We start from the raw sequence: 14,975 nt of genomic DNA, 5'->3' as shown, positions 1-14,975 counted from the left end.
TGCTATTGCTCTAATGTGGAGTGCGGTCACTCGTTTGTGATGAATGTTGCTTTCTCCCATTCCGTTAGTCCAAGCGCGCTGAATGGGCAGGGGAGGGTTAAAGAGCTAATTGATGCCATTCCACCCGAGGAGCGGGAAAAGGCTTTAAAGTTGCTGCTGGCTGCGCAAAAGAATGGGTAAAGTATGCGTCGGGAATGGCCGATCCGTTCCCGGAACCTGAACACAGGATTTCAGTTTATGCGGACATAAAATTATTATTTTTCATATTGTTATATTTTTCGTGTTTCACGAACCTCCATAAAATTACACACCTAAAATAAATTATCCATTTAATATCATAGTGTTATGTATTCAGGCCACAAATGCGACGGACAGTAAAACTGAAAAAAGCTGAATTTCTTTTCATTCTTTTCAGTTCCTGTCTCGCAGAGCATCCCCAGAACGGGCGCGGGCTGGTGGTATCGTTTGTAAAAAATCACAACTGAAAAATTTTAGTGATATGAAAACCGCAGGCGGGTGCGGTGTAGTGCGATTTTGGTCAGGGAAGTATTTTTTTTCAGTATGACGCATTGCATGCTTTTAATGTGTTGGTAGAAAATCAATGTCAGTCAGTAACTATGGTGATGTGTCACTTGAAAAATGTTGTAGAATAAAACTACCATTTTCATGGTAAAACAATAACATTTGAGTAGGCGGGGGTTGTATGCTGGTTAGGGAGCACTATCTTGAAACTAAAAAGCTTCTCAATAATATCAAGCCAAAAGTAGTTGGTCGATGGTTATTGAATGATGGCTATTTTCCAGAGGAATACGTTTTACCCCCTAGCTTCAAAGTCGGAGGGGTTAAATTAAATCGAGAGCCGTATTTTGATAATCTAAATAATCTCAAAGAGAAAGAGATTGTTAATGTGTCATATCCTAAAACATCACTCACTCATCGTATTTTTGGTATACAGCATCCCAAGTTTTATCATGATATGGTTTACTGGCTTGTCAAAGATTGGCAGTTAGTAGTGAACCATCTTTTTAATGATGAAACTAAAATTTTCACATACAGCTTGCCTATTCCTGTTACTAAAACTGAGGGGTTGTCTCTGTCACCCATACGTTCTGGGAGGATGATATATGAGTGGATTGAGATGGCTGAAAGGGATCTGATTGTTGATGCAGTAAACTATAGTTACTTAGTTAGAACTGATATTACCAATTTTTATGCCTCAATATACACTCACAGCATCCCTTGGGCATTACATGACAAAAATATATCACGTAACGATAAAGAATACACTCTGTTAGGTAATAAGCTTGATAGGTTGCTACAATACTCAAATGATAAAAAAACAAATGGTATATCAGTAGGGTCTGCTCTAAGTGATTTGATTGCGGAAATAATTCTTTCCAAAGTTGATAGAGATGTATCATTAAAGCTCAAGGATATCGACTTTATTGGTGTTAGATTTAAAGATGATTATCGAATCCTCTGTAATAGTGAATCTGATGCTAAGAAAGTATTAAAAAACATTTCTGATGAACTGAATAAATACAACTTAAATATCAATGAGTCCAAAACAAAAATAAATAAGCTACCTAATGGGCTTTATAGAGAGCATTCTAAAAAGTATTACCCGTATTCATTGTCAGGAGCAGAGTCTTTTTCATTCAGAGAGTTTGAGCAAGCGGCACTCAAGGCGTTGGATATTCATTATGAGTATCCTGGCACAAGTATACTGAATAAATTCATTTCTGAATTAACTAGAAAAGATAGACTGAAGATTACTTTCTCCAAAGATAAGGCCAAAAAACTCAAAGAAATCAAAAAATTAATAAGCCTGCTTTTCATGATAAAAAGAGAGTCTGAAAAAGTAATGGGGAATGTTCTTGCTATTATCGATCTTGTTTTTCTAGAGCATAAAAAGGCACATCCTGAAATAAAAGAATTTATTAAAAGCATTATTGTCGATGACATTAAACGTTCTTCAGAAAAAGATTCTGTTTTCGATGTTCTTTGGTTGGTGTTTTTTACCAAGTTTAGGCAATTTGGAATGGGGGATGTATCAAAGTATGTTGATAGCGGGTTTATCAATAGCAATAAATTTTATCAATGCCTTGTTAATAACAAACCCATTTTCAATGATGACAAATACACATTGTTTAAAAAACCTAAAGACCTTAATGAAATTATGTTGATTGAATATGTTGATTTGTTTAAAAGGGATTGATCAATGCATGACGATGAGAATTATAAAAAATGGGCGAGAATATTAGAGCCAAAAGCATTAAAGGAAAGAGTTATTTCTTATTCTATTTTTATTGCATCCTTTGAGCTTCTAAAAGAAATTCTAATTGGAAAGTTAGAGCGTTTTTACGTAAGTTTTGGAAACGAAGATGAATTCGTAGAGTACAGGGAAAAAGTTTTAAATAGAAATAAAAGTAGGCTTTATGCATCGATAAACTGGTTAACAGAACATAACGCTTTAGAACCATGTGATATCGAAATATTTGAACGCCTAAAAAAAATCAGGAATAAACTTTCTCATGAAATGTTTGATTTAATTCCTGAGGCTGATTTACTTAATGTAACTGATGAGATTAATACAATAATTTCTCTCACACGAAAGATTGAGTTATGGTGGTTTTATAATCTTGATATGGCCATTGACCCAGATAGCTATCCCGCAGATTTGGATCTTGACGAAGTGATGCCTATGACCGTACTTCTCTTACAGGTCATGCGCGAAGTTGCGTTAGGAGATGAGCAGGCTGCTCACAATATGTTTGTCGAGTTTACCCGCACCTACAAGAGAGACCATACTTGATCATAATGCCCCTAAGCAGTAACCTATTGGGGCATTTAAGGGGGCACTTTAAAGATTGCAAAATAAAAATTACAACAAAAACAATGTGTTAACTTGGTATTTTGCTCCTCTTATCGGCACCATTTCAAGCCAGGACGTCCTCCGGCCTTTAAGAAAACCACGTTTCTCCTCTCGCGCCGCACTCATACTTTTCGACTCGGGGTAAAGATTTGAACTGCTTTTGGGTTCTGAGCCTGTCGAGTTCACGCCGATAGCAGAATTGCCGGATAAAAAGTCTTTCAGACTACGTTCGCGTAATAGATAAACGCGAGCTTGTTGCCGTCCGGATCGCGTACGTAGGCGCTGTAAAATCCCTGACCATACTGCGGCCTGTGACCCGGCGCGCCTTCATTTGTGCCGCCCAGGCTGAGCGCGAGGGTGTGTAACTGCTCAATATGCTCGACGGAACGTGCATTCAGCGCCACCATCGTGCCATTACCAACGCTGGCAGGTTGTCGATTGAAGGGGCTGCCGATGCACAGTCCAACGGTGTGGTTGCAGTTGAATGTTCCCCACGACGCCCCTTCTTCATTACGTCCGGCCTGCGGTTGCCCAAGCAGTTCCATTAGCGGATCGTAAAACTGAATGGCGCGCGGGAGATTATTGGTACCTAACATAATGTAAGAAAACATACTGTCCCTCATATTCATGATGCCTGGAGGCTCAGTGGTTATCCGCCTTATGCGCCCAGGCGGGCATCGCTGTAAGATAACGCTTAGCACGTATACGCGCCTCTTCCGGGCCGACCTTTTGCCATGAGTCGAGAAACGCCGCCAGACCTGCAACGGCTTCATCCCAGGATTTCAAATTACCGTCGGCATCACTACACCAGGTGCAATATTGATTGCTGGCAACGTTGGCATCACTACCGGAGATTGGCATTCCGCAGGCCTGGCAAAACCGTTCATGCTCTGTCATACAACGTTCCTTTTGTTAGAGTGGTGGTTAATAAATATACACCCAATGACGAGAGAACTTAGGGGGCTAGATCAATTGTTGAGCGCTCGCGACAACCCGCAAGGGGGCGCTGACCGCACTGCCGGATATCGAAACGCTGAATGCTTTTATTACGCAATGTCATCTACCGGACTACGAAATAAAAGACCTTTAAGCATGATAACGGCGAGCTAAAGAATTTTAGCTCTCTATGATTTTGTGAATGTCCCCGCATCCTCATCGGAAGGCGGGGATTTTTACTTTATTTTTGCAGGAAGATTAAACTGTAATACGCTTCAGCCCCGCTATCGCTTTTTCGAGGTAAGCGCGTGGACATCCCATGTTCAGGCGAATAAAACCTTTGCCAGACGAACCAAAGCTATTTCCCATTGAAGGCGCAATACCGGCAACATCAAGCATAACCCCTTTGAGTTGCTCATCATCCAGTCCAAGCGCATTGCAATCGATCCACAGCAGATACGTACCCTGGGAAGGAACAACCCGGGCCCACGGGAGATATTCATTAATCTGTTGAATAAACCAGCGTCGATTTTCAGCCAGATAACCAAGTAACTCGTCTAACCAGGGCGCGCCATGTTGCCATGCTGCCGTACTTGCCTCGACGGATAGCGCATTGAACACATCCAGCCCATGCGCATCCAGACGGCGTAAAAAGTGTTCACGCAATGCCGGTGCCGGTATCAGAAAATTAGCAATGCGTAGTGTCGACAAACCAAACGTTTTACTGGCGGAGGTGGCAGAGATAACGCGCGAATGCCAGCGCGCTCCCAGATGCAGAACTGAAGTAAATTTTTCCCCTGGCAGTAATAAATCAGCCCATATTTCATCAGACAGCAACGTAACATTATAGGTCTCACATAAGGTGAGTAACTGTTCCAGCTCCTGCGCAGACCAACAACGGCCGGTTGGGTTATGCGGATTACATAAAATCATCAACGGTGGACGCTCAGTCCGGAATAACATTTCCAGGTGCACAAAATCCATTTGATAACCCGTAACCGGATCCTCAGATAATGGGTTTTCCAGGAGCTGCCTGCCGTTCAGAGAGATAATTTTGGCGAATGAGCCGTAGTACGGCCCCTGAACGACCACGCCTTCACCAGGTTGACTCAGCATTTGCACCAGTAGAGATAACCCCGGAACGACGCCTTCAATGCTGCAGACCCATTCCTGCTTTATTTCCAGTTGATGGCGGGTGGAGAACCATGAGTTTAATGAATCAAAGTAACTTTGTGGGCGTTCGCTGTAACCAAAAATGCCGTGCCCGACGCGGAGTGTTAAAGCCTCCTGAACGGCAGGGGGGCAAGCAAAGTCAAAGTCAGAAACCCACATTGGCAACAGTTCATGTGTATCTTCGCCGAAATATCGCGTCATAAAGTCCCATTTCAGCGAACCGGTATTGTGGCGATCGATAACCTTATTAAAATCCATTACATGCTCTCCCTATTCTGTTGCCGTAATTTTTTTAGCTGTACCTGCCGCTGATGGCGCTTTTGCGATACCGATTCCTGTAAAACCATAAATCAAGGCGAAGAAGATTGCGGCATAGCACTGAATTGCCCATGGCAGTAAATCCAGCGTGCTCACGCCTAATGTCGTTGCCATATAGACTCCGGCAGAGGTCCACGGCAATAGCGGCTCAATAACTGTGCCCGCATCTTCAATAGTGCGGGATAGATTTTTAGTATCCAGTCCCATACGACGGTAAGCGTCTTTAAATAATTCAGCTGGAACCAGAAGCGCGAGTTTGCCGTCGCTTGTCGCACCTGTCACCAGAATAGTGGTTCCAATGGTCGCCGCAATTAGCTGACCGACACTGTGAATGACGGTCAACAGGCGGTTAATAAGAATGTTGAGCGCCCCCGTTAACGTTAAAGCCCCGGCAAAAGAGAATGCGCAAAATACCAGAAGGATAGTGCTCATCATTGAGAACATTCCACCACGGTTAAGCAGGCGTGGTACATCCGCAATAATGCCCTCGCTCCCTTGCGGGAACATCGTAATATTAAAGCCATCGATAAAGGCATCCAGTCCTTGCTTGATGCTAAGTCCCTGCATCACAACGCCCAGAATCAGGGCTAATACGCACGCGCTCAGCATTAAAGGAATGACCGGTTTTTTACGAATCGCCCCCCATAAAACGATTACTGGCGGCAAAATCAGAATGATATTGAAGTGGTACAGCGACTCCAGTGCGTTGACAATATCGGTCACCCGTTGTGGCGTGGCGACCTCGCCCAGCATATTGCTGTGGCCCGCAATTAAATAAACCACGGCTGCAAGCAGAAAGCTGGGAATTGTGGTCCACAATAAGTGCTGAATATGCTCGAAAAGGGTAGTATCTGCGACAATGGCCGCAAAGTTAGTGGAGTCTGACAGCGGCGATATCTTGTCGCCGAAGTAAGCACCTGAAACAACGGCTCCCGCAGCCGCTGCCATCGAGACATCCAGTCCGGCGGCAACCCCCATCAATGCTACGCCCACCGTTCCGGCTGAACCCCAGGAGGTTCCGGTACATACGGATACGACGCTGGTCAAAAAGAAGGCGGCGATGAGAATGTATTCGGGGCTGATGAGTTTAAGTCCCCAGTACACCATATAAGGGATGGTGCCGCTAAACATCCATGTTCCAATCAGGCCGCCAACGCAGATAAGAATCATAATAACCGGCATTGCTTTGGCAAGTTTATCAACCACCGAATTAATGATGTCTTCCCAGCAATACCCTTGCCACCAGGCCATCCCTGCGGCGACAGCGGCAGAACACAGTAACAAAGGTTCAATGCGTAACCCCATAATGCCGTAGCCAATAATTAATAGCAGGAGCATGGCTAAAATAGGGATCGCTGCCAGTCCAAATGAGAGCGTTTTTTTCTGATTTTGAGAGGCATTCATTCATGAATCTCCAGTCTGTAAGGTCGTTCAAGAGTAGAGAACACCCTTAGGCCTGACTGTGATCGTTCATTGGCCCTCATGTAAGCGATTACATGAGAGCGTTAAACTTGAAGTCGATCACAATTCAGGGGCTTGACGATTTACGCATTGATGACGGGGGGAAGAACAGAATCGCGGATCACCAGATCCGCAGTGAAGCTATTCACACTGGGACGCTGGGTTGCGCCCTTAAAAAGTTGTATCGCCAGGTGCGAAGCACAGCGCGCCATCCGTTCAACGGGGTAATGCATTGTTGTCAGCGCGGGATAGAGATAGCGCGCCATCACCACATCATCGAACCCAACGATTGAAAGCTGCTGTGGTAGTGTAATTCCTTGTTGATGAAGGATGCGCATAATCCCGGCGGCCATCACATCGTTAAATGTCACCGCTGCAGTGAAAGGGATGCCGCAATTTAGCAACTGATGCGCAGCGCGTTCGCCCCCCTCTTCATTGAAGGGGACGCTAATAACCCAGTTTTTATCTGGCGTAATGCCATATTCGGCCAGCGCCAACTGATAACCTTCCAGCCGCTCACGACGATCGATAATCGGTAAATCACTTGTCACGCAAGCAATACAACGGTGTCCTTGTTCCAGTAGATGTAGCGTGGCTGTTTTGGCTGCTTGACTATTTTCCAGCCATACGCAGCGATTGGCCATTCCGGCAATATAGCGATTCACGACGACCATGGCCGGGAAATGCGCGGCATATCGCAACAGTTCTTTTTCGGAGAGCCTACTGGCATGGACCACAATAGCTTCACAGCCCTGGTTGATCAGGAAATCGAGCCCGGATTTTTCCATTCCTTCATCGTGGCCACCGCTGCATACCATCAGCCGAAATTGCTGCTGGCGTGATACTTCTTCCACGCCTCGGGCAAGTCTGGCAAAAAAAGGATCGGCAAGATTGCCGGTCAATAACCCGAGCATGTCCCCGCTGCGTTTCGCTAATGCAATTGCGGCGGCATTGCGATGATAATTCAGCTCGCGCATAGCTTTTTCAACACGCTCACGCGTCACCGGTTCAACCCATGCAGTTTGATTAATAACGCGTGAAACGGTTGCGGTGGATACTCTTGCTAACTCTGCAACATCCTTTATCGTTGCCATACCGGCTCTTTACCTTATTGATGCTTGAGAATTTGCTTATCACTGGTTTTTATTTGGAACATTAACTATTGGCTTTTATTTATCATGACTTCATCTGACGTCTAGATTTGCATCAATGCCAGTTTAACGGCAAGCCCGGCAAACGCAACAGCAAAGAAACGCAATACCCAACGTTGCACAGCAGCATTAGCAACCACATGCTGGCGTATGCTGGCTGCACTAATTCCATATACGGTAAATACAAAGAAAGTCATAACCATAAAAATCAGGCTCATCTCCAGCATCTGAGAAACAGGTGAGATCTCACCTTTAATAACGAACTGCGGTAAGAATGCCAGGAAAAACATGGAGAGTTTTGGGTTGAGTAGATTGATAAGTATCGCCGAGGTTATAACTTGCCTTAAACTCTGTTTTTTAGTTTTACTAGCCATATTCAGATTTTTATTTTCATTAAGCGTTTTCCATGCCATATAAAGCAGATATGCTACGCCCAAATATTTAATTATCTGAAGGGCCATTTCACTGGTATGCAGTATTGCAGCCAGTCCTGTAATAACTGTTAATATGTGCGGAACAATACCCAGCGTGCAACCCAATGCAGCAATTATACTTACGCGAGCACCATCTGAAATGCCCGTGGCGACAGTATAGAGTACGCCAGTCCCTGGAGATGCCACGATAATGAGAGTGGTAAGGAGAAACTCAAGCGTCATAATGAATTTCCCCCACAGACTTTTACTTCGGACTCGATGTAACGGGGCGACTGAGTCTGCGCAGTGAGGTTGGTACGGGGAATAATGCCATCAGCATGAATTATTCTAGTGTAGAGTCGTTCAACATGATTACGAATGATGGGAGGGTAGAATAGTGACATTGGCAAATCTCTCTTCCGGAATGTTTCCAGCAGCATGCCGAGTGTCACGATTGGTGTATTGAATAAAATTGCAGCTTACTTTATCGCTGCAGCATAGGCGCCGGGCGTTATGCCATAAGTACGAACAAAAAGTCGCGTCATATGACTTTGATCTGCAAAACCGGCGGTATAGGAGGCATCAGTAAGAGACATTCCTCCAGCGATAAGCTGCCTCGCCTTTTGCAGTCTCCGCTGGATAAGATAAGCATGTGGAGTAAGCCCTGTGACTGTAGAAAAAGCGCGTAGTAGCTGAAACTGACTCACGCCTCCCAGAGCTGAAAGCTCATGGAGTGATAACGGTAATGAGGGGTCATCATCAATACGCTCCTTTGCCAGGATAATTGATTTTGGTACGCCTTTTTTCTCAATACGCGGGCTTGCGAGTAAGCCTGCCAGTAAAAAGAGCAGGGTTTCTTCCTGTTCAATTTCGCTGTGCCCGCCGCGGGAATCCGTCAGAATTCGAAAGAGTGTCGAGAAATGGGCCGCAGGCTCACGATTACGAAATACTGGGCTGGATAGCTCAACGCAGCCAGAGCGACTTTCCGTCAGAACTTGCATGGCGCCGGACAAAACGGTGGGGTCGAAATAGAGCATGCGCCACGACCTGCTTTCTGTTCCCAAAGGTGAGCCATCATGGACTTCACCAGGATTAACGGTGATCACATTCCCCACTACAGCTTCTACCCTACCGCGCCCGCTCATCGAAACCTGAGCTCCACGAACGATTAAGCCAATGCCGAACTGATCATGAGTATGACGCCCAAACCGGAAGGACGTATCGGCAGATACCGCATGGACACCTGCCATCCTACATCGAAGGGTTGTGAAACGTTCTTTCTTCATCGAATTAAGACCGGGGTGATGAGTTATCAGTACATCCTCTGAGTATATCTACTCAGAGGCTAATCTTTGATTTTTTTAAACTGAATGATTAACGTCTGTGAAAAGTATTATTTCTCTCACATACGATATTCAATCATCCCACTCTTTTTGGCCACCCAGTCATACAGTCTTTGTCCACGCAGGTTGGTTTCATGCGTGTGCCAGTATAATCTTGACGCATGGTTTTTTTGGGCTTGCTTTTGCACATACTCGATCAGCTGTTTACCGATATGTTGACCGCGTACTTCTTCGCTAACAAATAGATCTTCGAGATAGCAATAATTTGATTCTGCCCAGGTTGAACGGTGAAAAACATAATGCACCAGGCCCACAATTTTACCATCATATTTGGCAACTGCACAATAAACTGGTTCGTCTGGCGTCAGAAAACGCTCCCAGGTTAATTTTGTTACTTCATCTGAAATTTTAGTACGATAAAATGTTTGGTAGTTTATCCATAAAGGAAGCCAGCTGGAGTAATCTTCTTGTTCTGCAGCTGCAATAGTAATAGTATTTTTGCTATTCATATATTTCTCCTGATATTGTATAAGAATAATGTCTCAGGAGTATGATCCTAGGGGCTTTATAAATTCTGGTAAAGAGACACTTTTTACCTATTGATAGGATCCACTTTTAGCATAAAGGTTAATACAATGAAGAAAAATAATGCACCTTTATTTCAAGGATTTGTTTTAGGAAAAGGTGTCGTGAAGGAACAGGTTTATCATGCTCTTCGTGAACACATTCTTGCAGGCCGATTACCAACAGGAACAAAGATGCCTTCAACCCGGGCGTTGTCCGAGATGATGGCAATTTCACGAAATTCAGTGATTGCCGGTTATGACAGGCTATTAGATGAAGGGTATATTTTGACCCGGAAAGGGTCTGGAACCTACGTTGCGCACAATATTCCGGATCGGAGTATCAGCAATAGCTATCCAATGATAGCGCCGGGGGAAATCGTCGCGCCTGATGAACAGGTAAATGGCCAAAATAATCCTGTGCGCGATTTATGGTCAAATGAGTATGAAGGGCGCGGCATGAACCGTCTATTTGCGGTTGGTGTTGGCTGTACGGATCTCTTCCCGCACGCCCTATGGGGCAAATTACTGCAACGGGTCTGGAGACAATCCCGGCACCAATTGGGGGCCCACACTCACCCTTGCGGATACTTTCCTTTGAGAAAAGCGGTTTGTCGTTACATCAAAACAACGCGTGGAGTGAACTGTAACGAAGATCAGATAATCATCGTAAATGGTATCCAACAAGCATTGAACATTACCGCACGAGCGCTGCTGTCGACAGGCAATGAAATTTGGCTGGATGAACCGGGTTACAAAGGCGCACGAGGGGCTTTTATGTCTGTTGGCGCAATTGTGAGGCCGGTACCGGTAGACAGCGAAGGAATGAACGTCCGCTATGGTATTGATCATTTCCCTGACGCTAAGCTGGCCTATGTTGTCCCGTCGGATCAATATCCATTAAGTGGAACATTGAGTTTATCCCGGCGTTTTGAGCTGTTGGAATGGGCGAAGTCAAACCAGGCATGGATATTTGAAGATGATTATAATAGCGAGTTCCGCTATGCCGATCGCTCTTTACAGGCATTGCAGGGATTAGATGATAATCAACGGGTTATTTATGCCGGTACATTTTCGAAAATGATGTATCCAGAGTTCCGTTTAGGTTTTTTAGTTGTTCCGCCAGGTTTACAAGAACAGTTTATGGTGACGAAATATTTTACAGATCTCGGCACCAGCTATCTTGAGCAGGCAATGATGGCGAGTTTTATTGAGGATGGGCATTATGCCAGTCATGTGCGTCGAATTCGCAAGACGTGTTATGAAAGAAGAACTGCGCTGGTCAATGCTATTCAAGAATACCTTGCTGATAAAATGATTGTTCAGCCTTCTGACTCTGGCGTTCATATTGTGTGCTGGCTACAAAACGGATTGATCGGAAATGATGTCGAGGAAAAAGCCAGAGCACTGGGGATGGGAATACTATCACTGAGCCGTTATTACCAGGGAGATATCAGCCGACAGGGGATTTTGATTGGTTTTGCAAATCACCCGGCAGAGGCACTTGTTGATGGGATACGTCGTCTGGCTCAGGTTATTTAAATAATAATTTGTTCAGAACGTCTTAATGTTGTTTGCCATGCAAAGTATGGTTATGAAGCGTACTGCGAAGCGAGCGATTTTCGTGACTGGACATATCTGGCGGCATGGCCTTTTGAAACTTTTGACGCCTTCCTGGATTATGTAAAAAACATGCAAGAACAGACAGATCCGAGGCATTGACGGTGAGTACCCGACACTGTGACCGGCATACGATATGTGGCTCAATGAGCGTAATTTCGATAACCAGGGACGGTAGATTAAACATCCTGGTGAGCTGATGGAAAGGGTATAAAAGGCTCCCCCGAATAAACCGGGGAGCCAGAAAGCTAAACGTACTCGCAGAACTACTTCTGTCGCGACTCAAGCCAGACCAGCGCCAGCGTGGAGAACGCGCACATCAGCAGAATGCCGACCAGCCAAAACAGATACCACATTGTGCATTCCTCCCTAGTAAAGTTCGTGGTTGTGGCGGCGGATCGTTTCTACCTTGATTCGCCCCAGCATCTTGTAATAACTCCAGGCGGTATAAAGCAGCACTATCGGTAGAAAAATCAGCACAATAACCAACATGATACTGAGCGTCATCTGGCTGGAGGTACTGTCCCACACCGTCAGGCTGGACAGGGGTTGCACGCTTGAAGGCATCACAAACGGAAACAGGGTGATTCCGGCGGTGAAGATCACGCAGGCCTGGGTCAGGGAAGCGCACAAAAATCCCCACACGGCCCGACGTTGCCCGCAGGCATAGATCGTGAGCATTGGGAAAATCATGCCTGCTAGCGGAATAATCAACAGCAGTGGTGACTGATAAAAGTGCGCCATCCACGCGCCCGGCGAGGTTGTTACCGCTTTTAATAACGGGTTGGAAGGACCATTAGGATCCTGGCTAAGCAGCACAAAGCCATCAATTCCTGTCCACAGCCAGTAACCGGCTAACAGAAAGCAGAGTACCACCAGCATTGCGCTGCGGCGGGTGGCGGACAGCGCGCGTTGGCGAACGATGCCATCGGTTTTTAACTGGAGCCACACGCCCCCTTGCAGAATAACCAGCATCAGGCTTAACGCGCCGCACAACAGGGCAAAGGGAGAGAGTAACTGCCAGAAGGTGCCCAGGTATTGCACATGCAGTTGCGGCGTAAGGATAAAAGGCACGCCCAAAAACAGGTTGCCGAACGCAATGCCGAAAATAACAGGCGGAACCAGACTGCCGATAACCAACCCGCTGTCCCATATTCTGCGCCAGCGCGCGTTGGCTATTTTACCGCGATAGTCAAAAGCCAACGGGCGAAAGAAAAGGGCGCATAGCACCAGAATCATCGCCACATAAAATCCCGAAAAAGCGGCGGCATACACGCGTGGCCAGGCGGCGAATAATGCGCCGCCCGCCAGAATGAGCCACACCTGATTACCTTCCCAGTGCGCCCCGACGCTATTGATTAATACCCGGCGTTCGTCATCGTTACGCGCGATCAGCGGCAACAGGCAGCCGACCCCCATATCAAATCCGTCAGTGACCATAAAGGCCACCAGAATGATGCCAATTAGCAGCCACCAAATGAGCCGCAGCGTTGCATAATCCAACATGATTATCTCCTTTATCCCTGTTGTTGCGCCGGTTGTTGGTCCCGCATCGTATCTGGACCCAGACGCGCGTATTTTTGCATCAGGTAGACCTCTGCAATTAAAAACAGGGTGTAAAGCGTAAGGATAAGCCCCATGGAGAAGGCCAACTGGCTCGCGCTCAGCGCGGAGTGGGCGTACCAGGTGGGTAAAATATCCTGAATCGCCCACGGCTGACGGCCAAACTCCGTCATAAACCAGCCTGCTTCAATGGCAATCCACGGTAGCGGCAGACTCCACAGCGTCATGCGCAGTACCCAGCGATGCTGGTCGATACGCCAGCGTAAGGTTTGTATCAGCGCAATCGCCATCACCAGCAACAGTAGAGAACCGCATCCAATCATGATGCGAAAGCTCCAGAACACAGGGGCCACCTGCGGGATAGCGCCGCGTTGCGCGGCCTGATATTGCGCGGGCGTAACGTGGTTCATATCAGGCGCGTAGTTCGCCAACAGGATGCCGTAACCCAGATCATTTTCTACGGCGTGGAAAGCCTTCAGCACCTGAGGCGTGCGTTTACCGTTGGCGATTTCCTGCAACAATAACCACGCTTCCCGGCCCCGCTGCAGGCGGGGGAGCGCGTCCGCCATCAGATTTTTGAGTCCCGGAACCGGGGTATCTAACGAGTGGGTCGCCAGGATACCCAGCAGGGCCGGTATCTTCACGGAAAAGGCGTTACGCTCTTGTTCCTGCTGCGGCCAGGCGATGACATGAAAAGGAGCGGGGGCGGGCTCGGTTTGCCATTCTCCTTCCATTGCCGCCAGTTTTACCGGCTGGAGCCGGGCGACCTCATAGGCTGAACTGTCACCCAGTTGCAGGGTGCCGAGGATAGCCAGCGTGCCGAAAACGGAACCCACCGCGAAGGAGCGCAGGGCAAACTCGCGATTGCGACCACGTAGCAGATACCAGGCGCTGATGGACATCACAAACATGGCGCCCGTGACATAACCGGACATCACAGTATGGACAAATTTCACCTGGCTGACAGGGTTAAAGACCAGTTCGCTAAAACTGCTCATCTCCATGCGCAGGGTATCGATATTAAAGTGAGCACCGGTCGGGTATTGCATCCAGCCGTTAGCATTGAGGATCCACAGCGCCGAGATATTGGAGCCAAACGCGACCAGCCAGGTCACCAGTAAGTGCTGGTACTTGTTTAAACGCTGCCAGCCGAAGAAGAACAGCCCGACGAAGGTGGATTCAAGAAAGAAAGCCATCAGGGCTTCCATCGCCAACGGGGCGCCGAAAATATCGCCCACATAGTTGGAATAGAGCGACCAGTTAGTGCCGAACTGAAACTCCATGGTCAGGCCGGTAGCCACGCCGAGCGCAAAGTTAATACCGAATAATTTTCCCCAGAAACGCGTCATGTCGCGGTAGATGGTTTTGCCGGTCACCACGAACAGGGTTTCCATGATGGCCAGCAAAAATATCAGCCCCAGCGTCAGGGGAACAAACAGAAAATGGTACAGCGCGGTCAGCGCAAACTGCCAGCGCGATAAGTCAATGACGTCCCACATGCGAACTCCATCAGGCATTAGAGAGTGAATAGATAAAGAAGAAAACGTCAGACCCGCAGC

Annotated in this window: 15 protein-coding genes; 4 read left to right on the top strand and 11 right to left on the bottom strand. The window is 46.8% G+C overall.

Annotated features, from left to right (window positions below; all coding sequences use genetic code 11):
- The 3 genes from OGV69_RS09600 to OGV69_RS09590 form a co-directional block, all read left to right on the top strand.
- A partial coding sequence (locus OGV69_RS09600) for an Ogr/Delta-like zinc finger protein (protein WP_286469234.1) occupies positions 1 to 180 on the top strand: 180 nt, incomplete at its 5' end.
- Positions 181 to 703: 523 nt separating this feature from the next.
- Positions 704 to 2,218 (top strand): RNA-directed DNA polymerase, encoded by a 1,515-nt coding sequence (locus tag OGV69_RS09595; RefSeq protein ID WP_069323879.1) that lies wholly within the window; start codon positions 704 to 706, stop codon positions 2,216 to 2,218.
- 3 nt (positions 2,219 to 2,221) lie between these two features.
- Positions 2,222 to 2,815, top strand: a complete 594-nt coding sequence (locus tag OGV69_RS09590) for a hypothetical protein (RefSeq protein ID WP_069323880.1) — start codon at positions 2,222 to 2,224, stop codon at positions 2,813 to 2,815.
- A 278-nt stretch (positions 2,816 to 3,093) separates the two neighbouring features.
- Here OGV69_RS09590 and OGV69_RS09585 read toward each other — a convergent pair whose 3' ends face one another.
- The 8 genes from OGV69_RS09585 to OGV69_RS09550 form a co-directional block, all read right to left on the bottom strand.
- Positions 3,094 to 3,486: a VOC family protein gene (locus OGV69_RS09585; protein ID WP_069323881.1), complete on the bottom strand. Its 393-nt coding sequence runs from the start codon at positions 3,484 to 3,486 to the stop codon at positions 3,094 to 3,096.
- Positions 3,487 to 3,517: 31 nt separating this feature from the next.
- A complete protein-coding gene (locus OGV69_RS09580; RefSeq protein WP_038637880.1) occupies positions 3,518 to 3,772 on the bottom strand; it encodes a zinc ribbon domain-containing protein in 255 nt (84 codons plus the stop codon).
- A 297-nt stretch (positions 3,773 to 4,069) separates the two neighbouring features.
- Complete coding sequence (locus tag OGV69_RS09575; RefSeq protein WP_174330534.1) at positions 4,070 to 5,242, bottom strand: MalY/PatB family protein; 1,173 nt, start codon at positions 5,240 to 5,242, stop codon at positions 4,070 to 4,072.
- Between the two features lie 12 nt (positions 5,243 to 5,254).
- Positions 5,255 to 6,706 (bottom strand): Na+/H+ antiporter NhaC, encoded by a 1,452-nt coding sequence (gene nhaC, locus OGV69_RS09570; RefSeq protein ID WP_038637884.1) that lies wholly within the window; start codon positions 6,704 to 6,706, stop codon positions 5,255 to 5,257.
- A 140-nt stretch (positions 6,707 to 6,846) separates the two neighbouring features.
- A complete protein-coding gene (locus OGV69_RS09565; RefSeq protein ID WP_038637887.1) occupies positions 6,847 to 7,857 on the bottom strand; it encodes a LacI family DNA-binding transcriptional regulator in 1,011 nt (336 codons plus the stop codon).
- 101 nt (positions 7,858 to 7,958) lie between these two features.
- On the bottom strand, positions 7,959 to 8,570 hold the full coding sequence (locus tag OGV69_RS09560) for a LysE family translocator (RefSeq protein ID WP_069323883.1): 612 nt from the start codon (positions 8,568 to 8,570) through the stop codon (positions 7,959 to 7,961).
- 236 nt (positions 8,571 to 8,806) lie between these two features.
- The gene (locus tag OGV69_RS09555) at positions 8,807 to 9,613 is read right to left on the bottom strand and encodes an AraC family transcriptional regulator (protein WP_038637891.1); all 807 of its coding nucleotides are present in this window, start codon (positions 9,611 to 9,613) and stop codon (positions 8,807 to 8,809) included.
- Between the two features lie 116 nt (positions 9,614 to 9,729).
- The gene (locus OGV69_RS09550; protein WP_038637894.1) at positions 9,730 to 10,179 is read right to left on the bottom strand and encodes a GNAT family N-acetyltransferase; all 450 of its coding nucleotides are present in this window, start codon (positions 10,177 to 10,179) and stop codon (positions 9,730 to 9,732) included.
- Positions 10,180 to 10,305: 126 nt separating this feature from the next.
- Between OGV69_RS09550 and pdxR the strand changes: the two genes are divergently transcribed.
- Positions 10,306 to 11,775 (top strand): MocR-like pyridoxine biosynthesis transcription factor PdxR, encoded by a 1,470-nt coding sequence (gene pdxR / locus OGV69_RS09545; RefSeq protein ID WP_069323884.1) that lies wholly within the window; start codon positions 10,306 to 10,308, stop codon positions 11,773 to 11,775.
- Between the two features lie 344 nt (positions 11,776 to 12,119).
- On the opposite strand, the gene cbdX is transcribed toward pdxR, so the two are convergent.
- From cbdX to appC, 3 genes are read right to left on the bottom strand one after another with little or no spacing between them, the layout of a single operon-like run.
- Complete coding sequence (gene cbdX / locus OGV69_RS09540; RefSeq protein ID WP_069323885.1) at positions 12,120 to 12,209, bottom strand: cytochrome bd-II oxidase subunit CbdX; 90 nt, start codon at positions 12,207 to 12,209, stop codon at positions 12,120 to 12,122.
- 13 nt (positions 12,210 to 12,222) lie between these two features.
- Positions 12,223 to 13,359, bottom strand: a complete 1,137-nt coding sequence (gene appB / locus OGV69_RS09535) for a cytochrome d ubiquinol oxidase subunit II (protein WP_227408974.1) — start codon at positions 13,357 to 13,359, stop codon at positions 12,223 to 12,225.
- A gap of 11 nt (positions 13,360 to 13,370) precedes the next feature.
- Positions 13,371 to 14,915, bottom strand: a complete 1,545-nt coding sequence (appC, locus tag OGV69_RS09530; RefSeq protein WP_069323887.1) for a cytochrome bd-II oxidase subunit 1 — start codon at positions 14,913 to 14,915, stop codon at positions 13,371 to 13,373.
- Between the last annotated feature and the right edge of the window lie 60 nt (positions 14,916 to 14,975).

The sequence above is a fragment of the Citrobacter sp. Cc139 genome (assembly GCF_030334645.1).
Classification (GTDB): Bacteria; Pseudomonadota; Gammaproteobacteria; order Enterobacterales; family Enterobacteriaceae; genus Citrobacter; species Citrobacter werkmanii.
The sequence above is the reverse complement of the archived record's forward strand: the minus strand, read 5'-3'. Positions and strand labels throughout refer to the sequence as shown.

Bases quoted from the DNA above. Each gene is read 5' to 3' on its own strand.
- OGV69_RS09550 (WP_038637894.1), bottom strand. From the start codon at position 10,179: ATGAATAGCAAAAATACTATTACTATTGCAGCTGCAGAACAAGAAGAT.
- OGV69_RS09565 (WP_038637887.1), bottom strand. From the start codon at position 7,857: ATGGCAACGATAAAGGATGTTGCAGAGTTAGCAAGAGTATCCACCGCA.
- OGV69_RS09575 (WP_174330534.1), bottom strand. From the start codon at position 5,242: ATGGATTTTAATAAGGTTATCGATCGCCACAATACCGGTTCGCTGAAA.
- appB (WP_227408974.1), bottom strand. From the start codon at position 13,359: ATGTTGGATTATGCAACGCTGCGGCTCATTTGGTGGCTGCTAATTGGC.
- OGV69_RS09560 (WP_069323883.1), bottom strand. From the start codon at position 8,570: ATGACGCTTGAGTTTCTCCTTACCACTCTCATTATCGTGGCATCTCCA.
- OGV69_RS09595 (WP_069323879.1), top strand. From the start codon at position 704: ATGCTGGTTAGGGAGCACTATCTTGAAACTAAAAAGCTTCTCAATAAT.
- OGV69_RS09585 (WP_069323881.1), bottom strand. From the start codon at position 3,486: ATGTTTTCTTACATTATGTTAGGTACCAATAATCTCCCGCGCGCCATT.
- OGV69_RS09555 (WP_038637891.1), bottom strand. From the start codon at position 9,613: ATGAAGAAAGAACGTTTCACAACCCTTCGATGTAGGATGGCAGGTGTC.
- cbdX (WP_069323885.1), bottom strand. From the start codon at position 12,209: ATGTGGTATCTGTTTTGGCTGGTCGGCATTCTGCTGATGTGCGCGTTC.
- OGV69_RS09590 (WP_069323880.1), top strand. From the start codon at position 2,222: ATGCATGACGATGAGAATTATAAAAAATGGGCGAGAATATTAGAGCCA.
- nhaC (WP_038637884.1), bottom strand. From the start codon at position 6,706: ATGAATGCCTCTCAAAATCAGAAAAAAACGCTCTCATTTGGACTGGCA.
- appC (WP_069323887.1), bottom strand. From the start codon at position 14,915: ATGTGGGACGTCATTGACTTATCGCGCTGGCAGTTTGCGCTGACCGCG.
- OGV69_RS09580 (WP_038637880.1), bottom strand. From the start codon at position 3,772: ATGACAGAGCATGAACGGTTTTGCCAGGCCTGCGGAATGCCAATCTCC.
- pdxR (WP_069323884.1), top strand. From the start codon at position 10,306: ATGAAGAAAAATAATGCACCTTTATTTCAAGGATTTGTTTTAGGAAAA.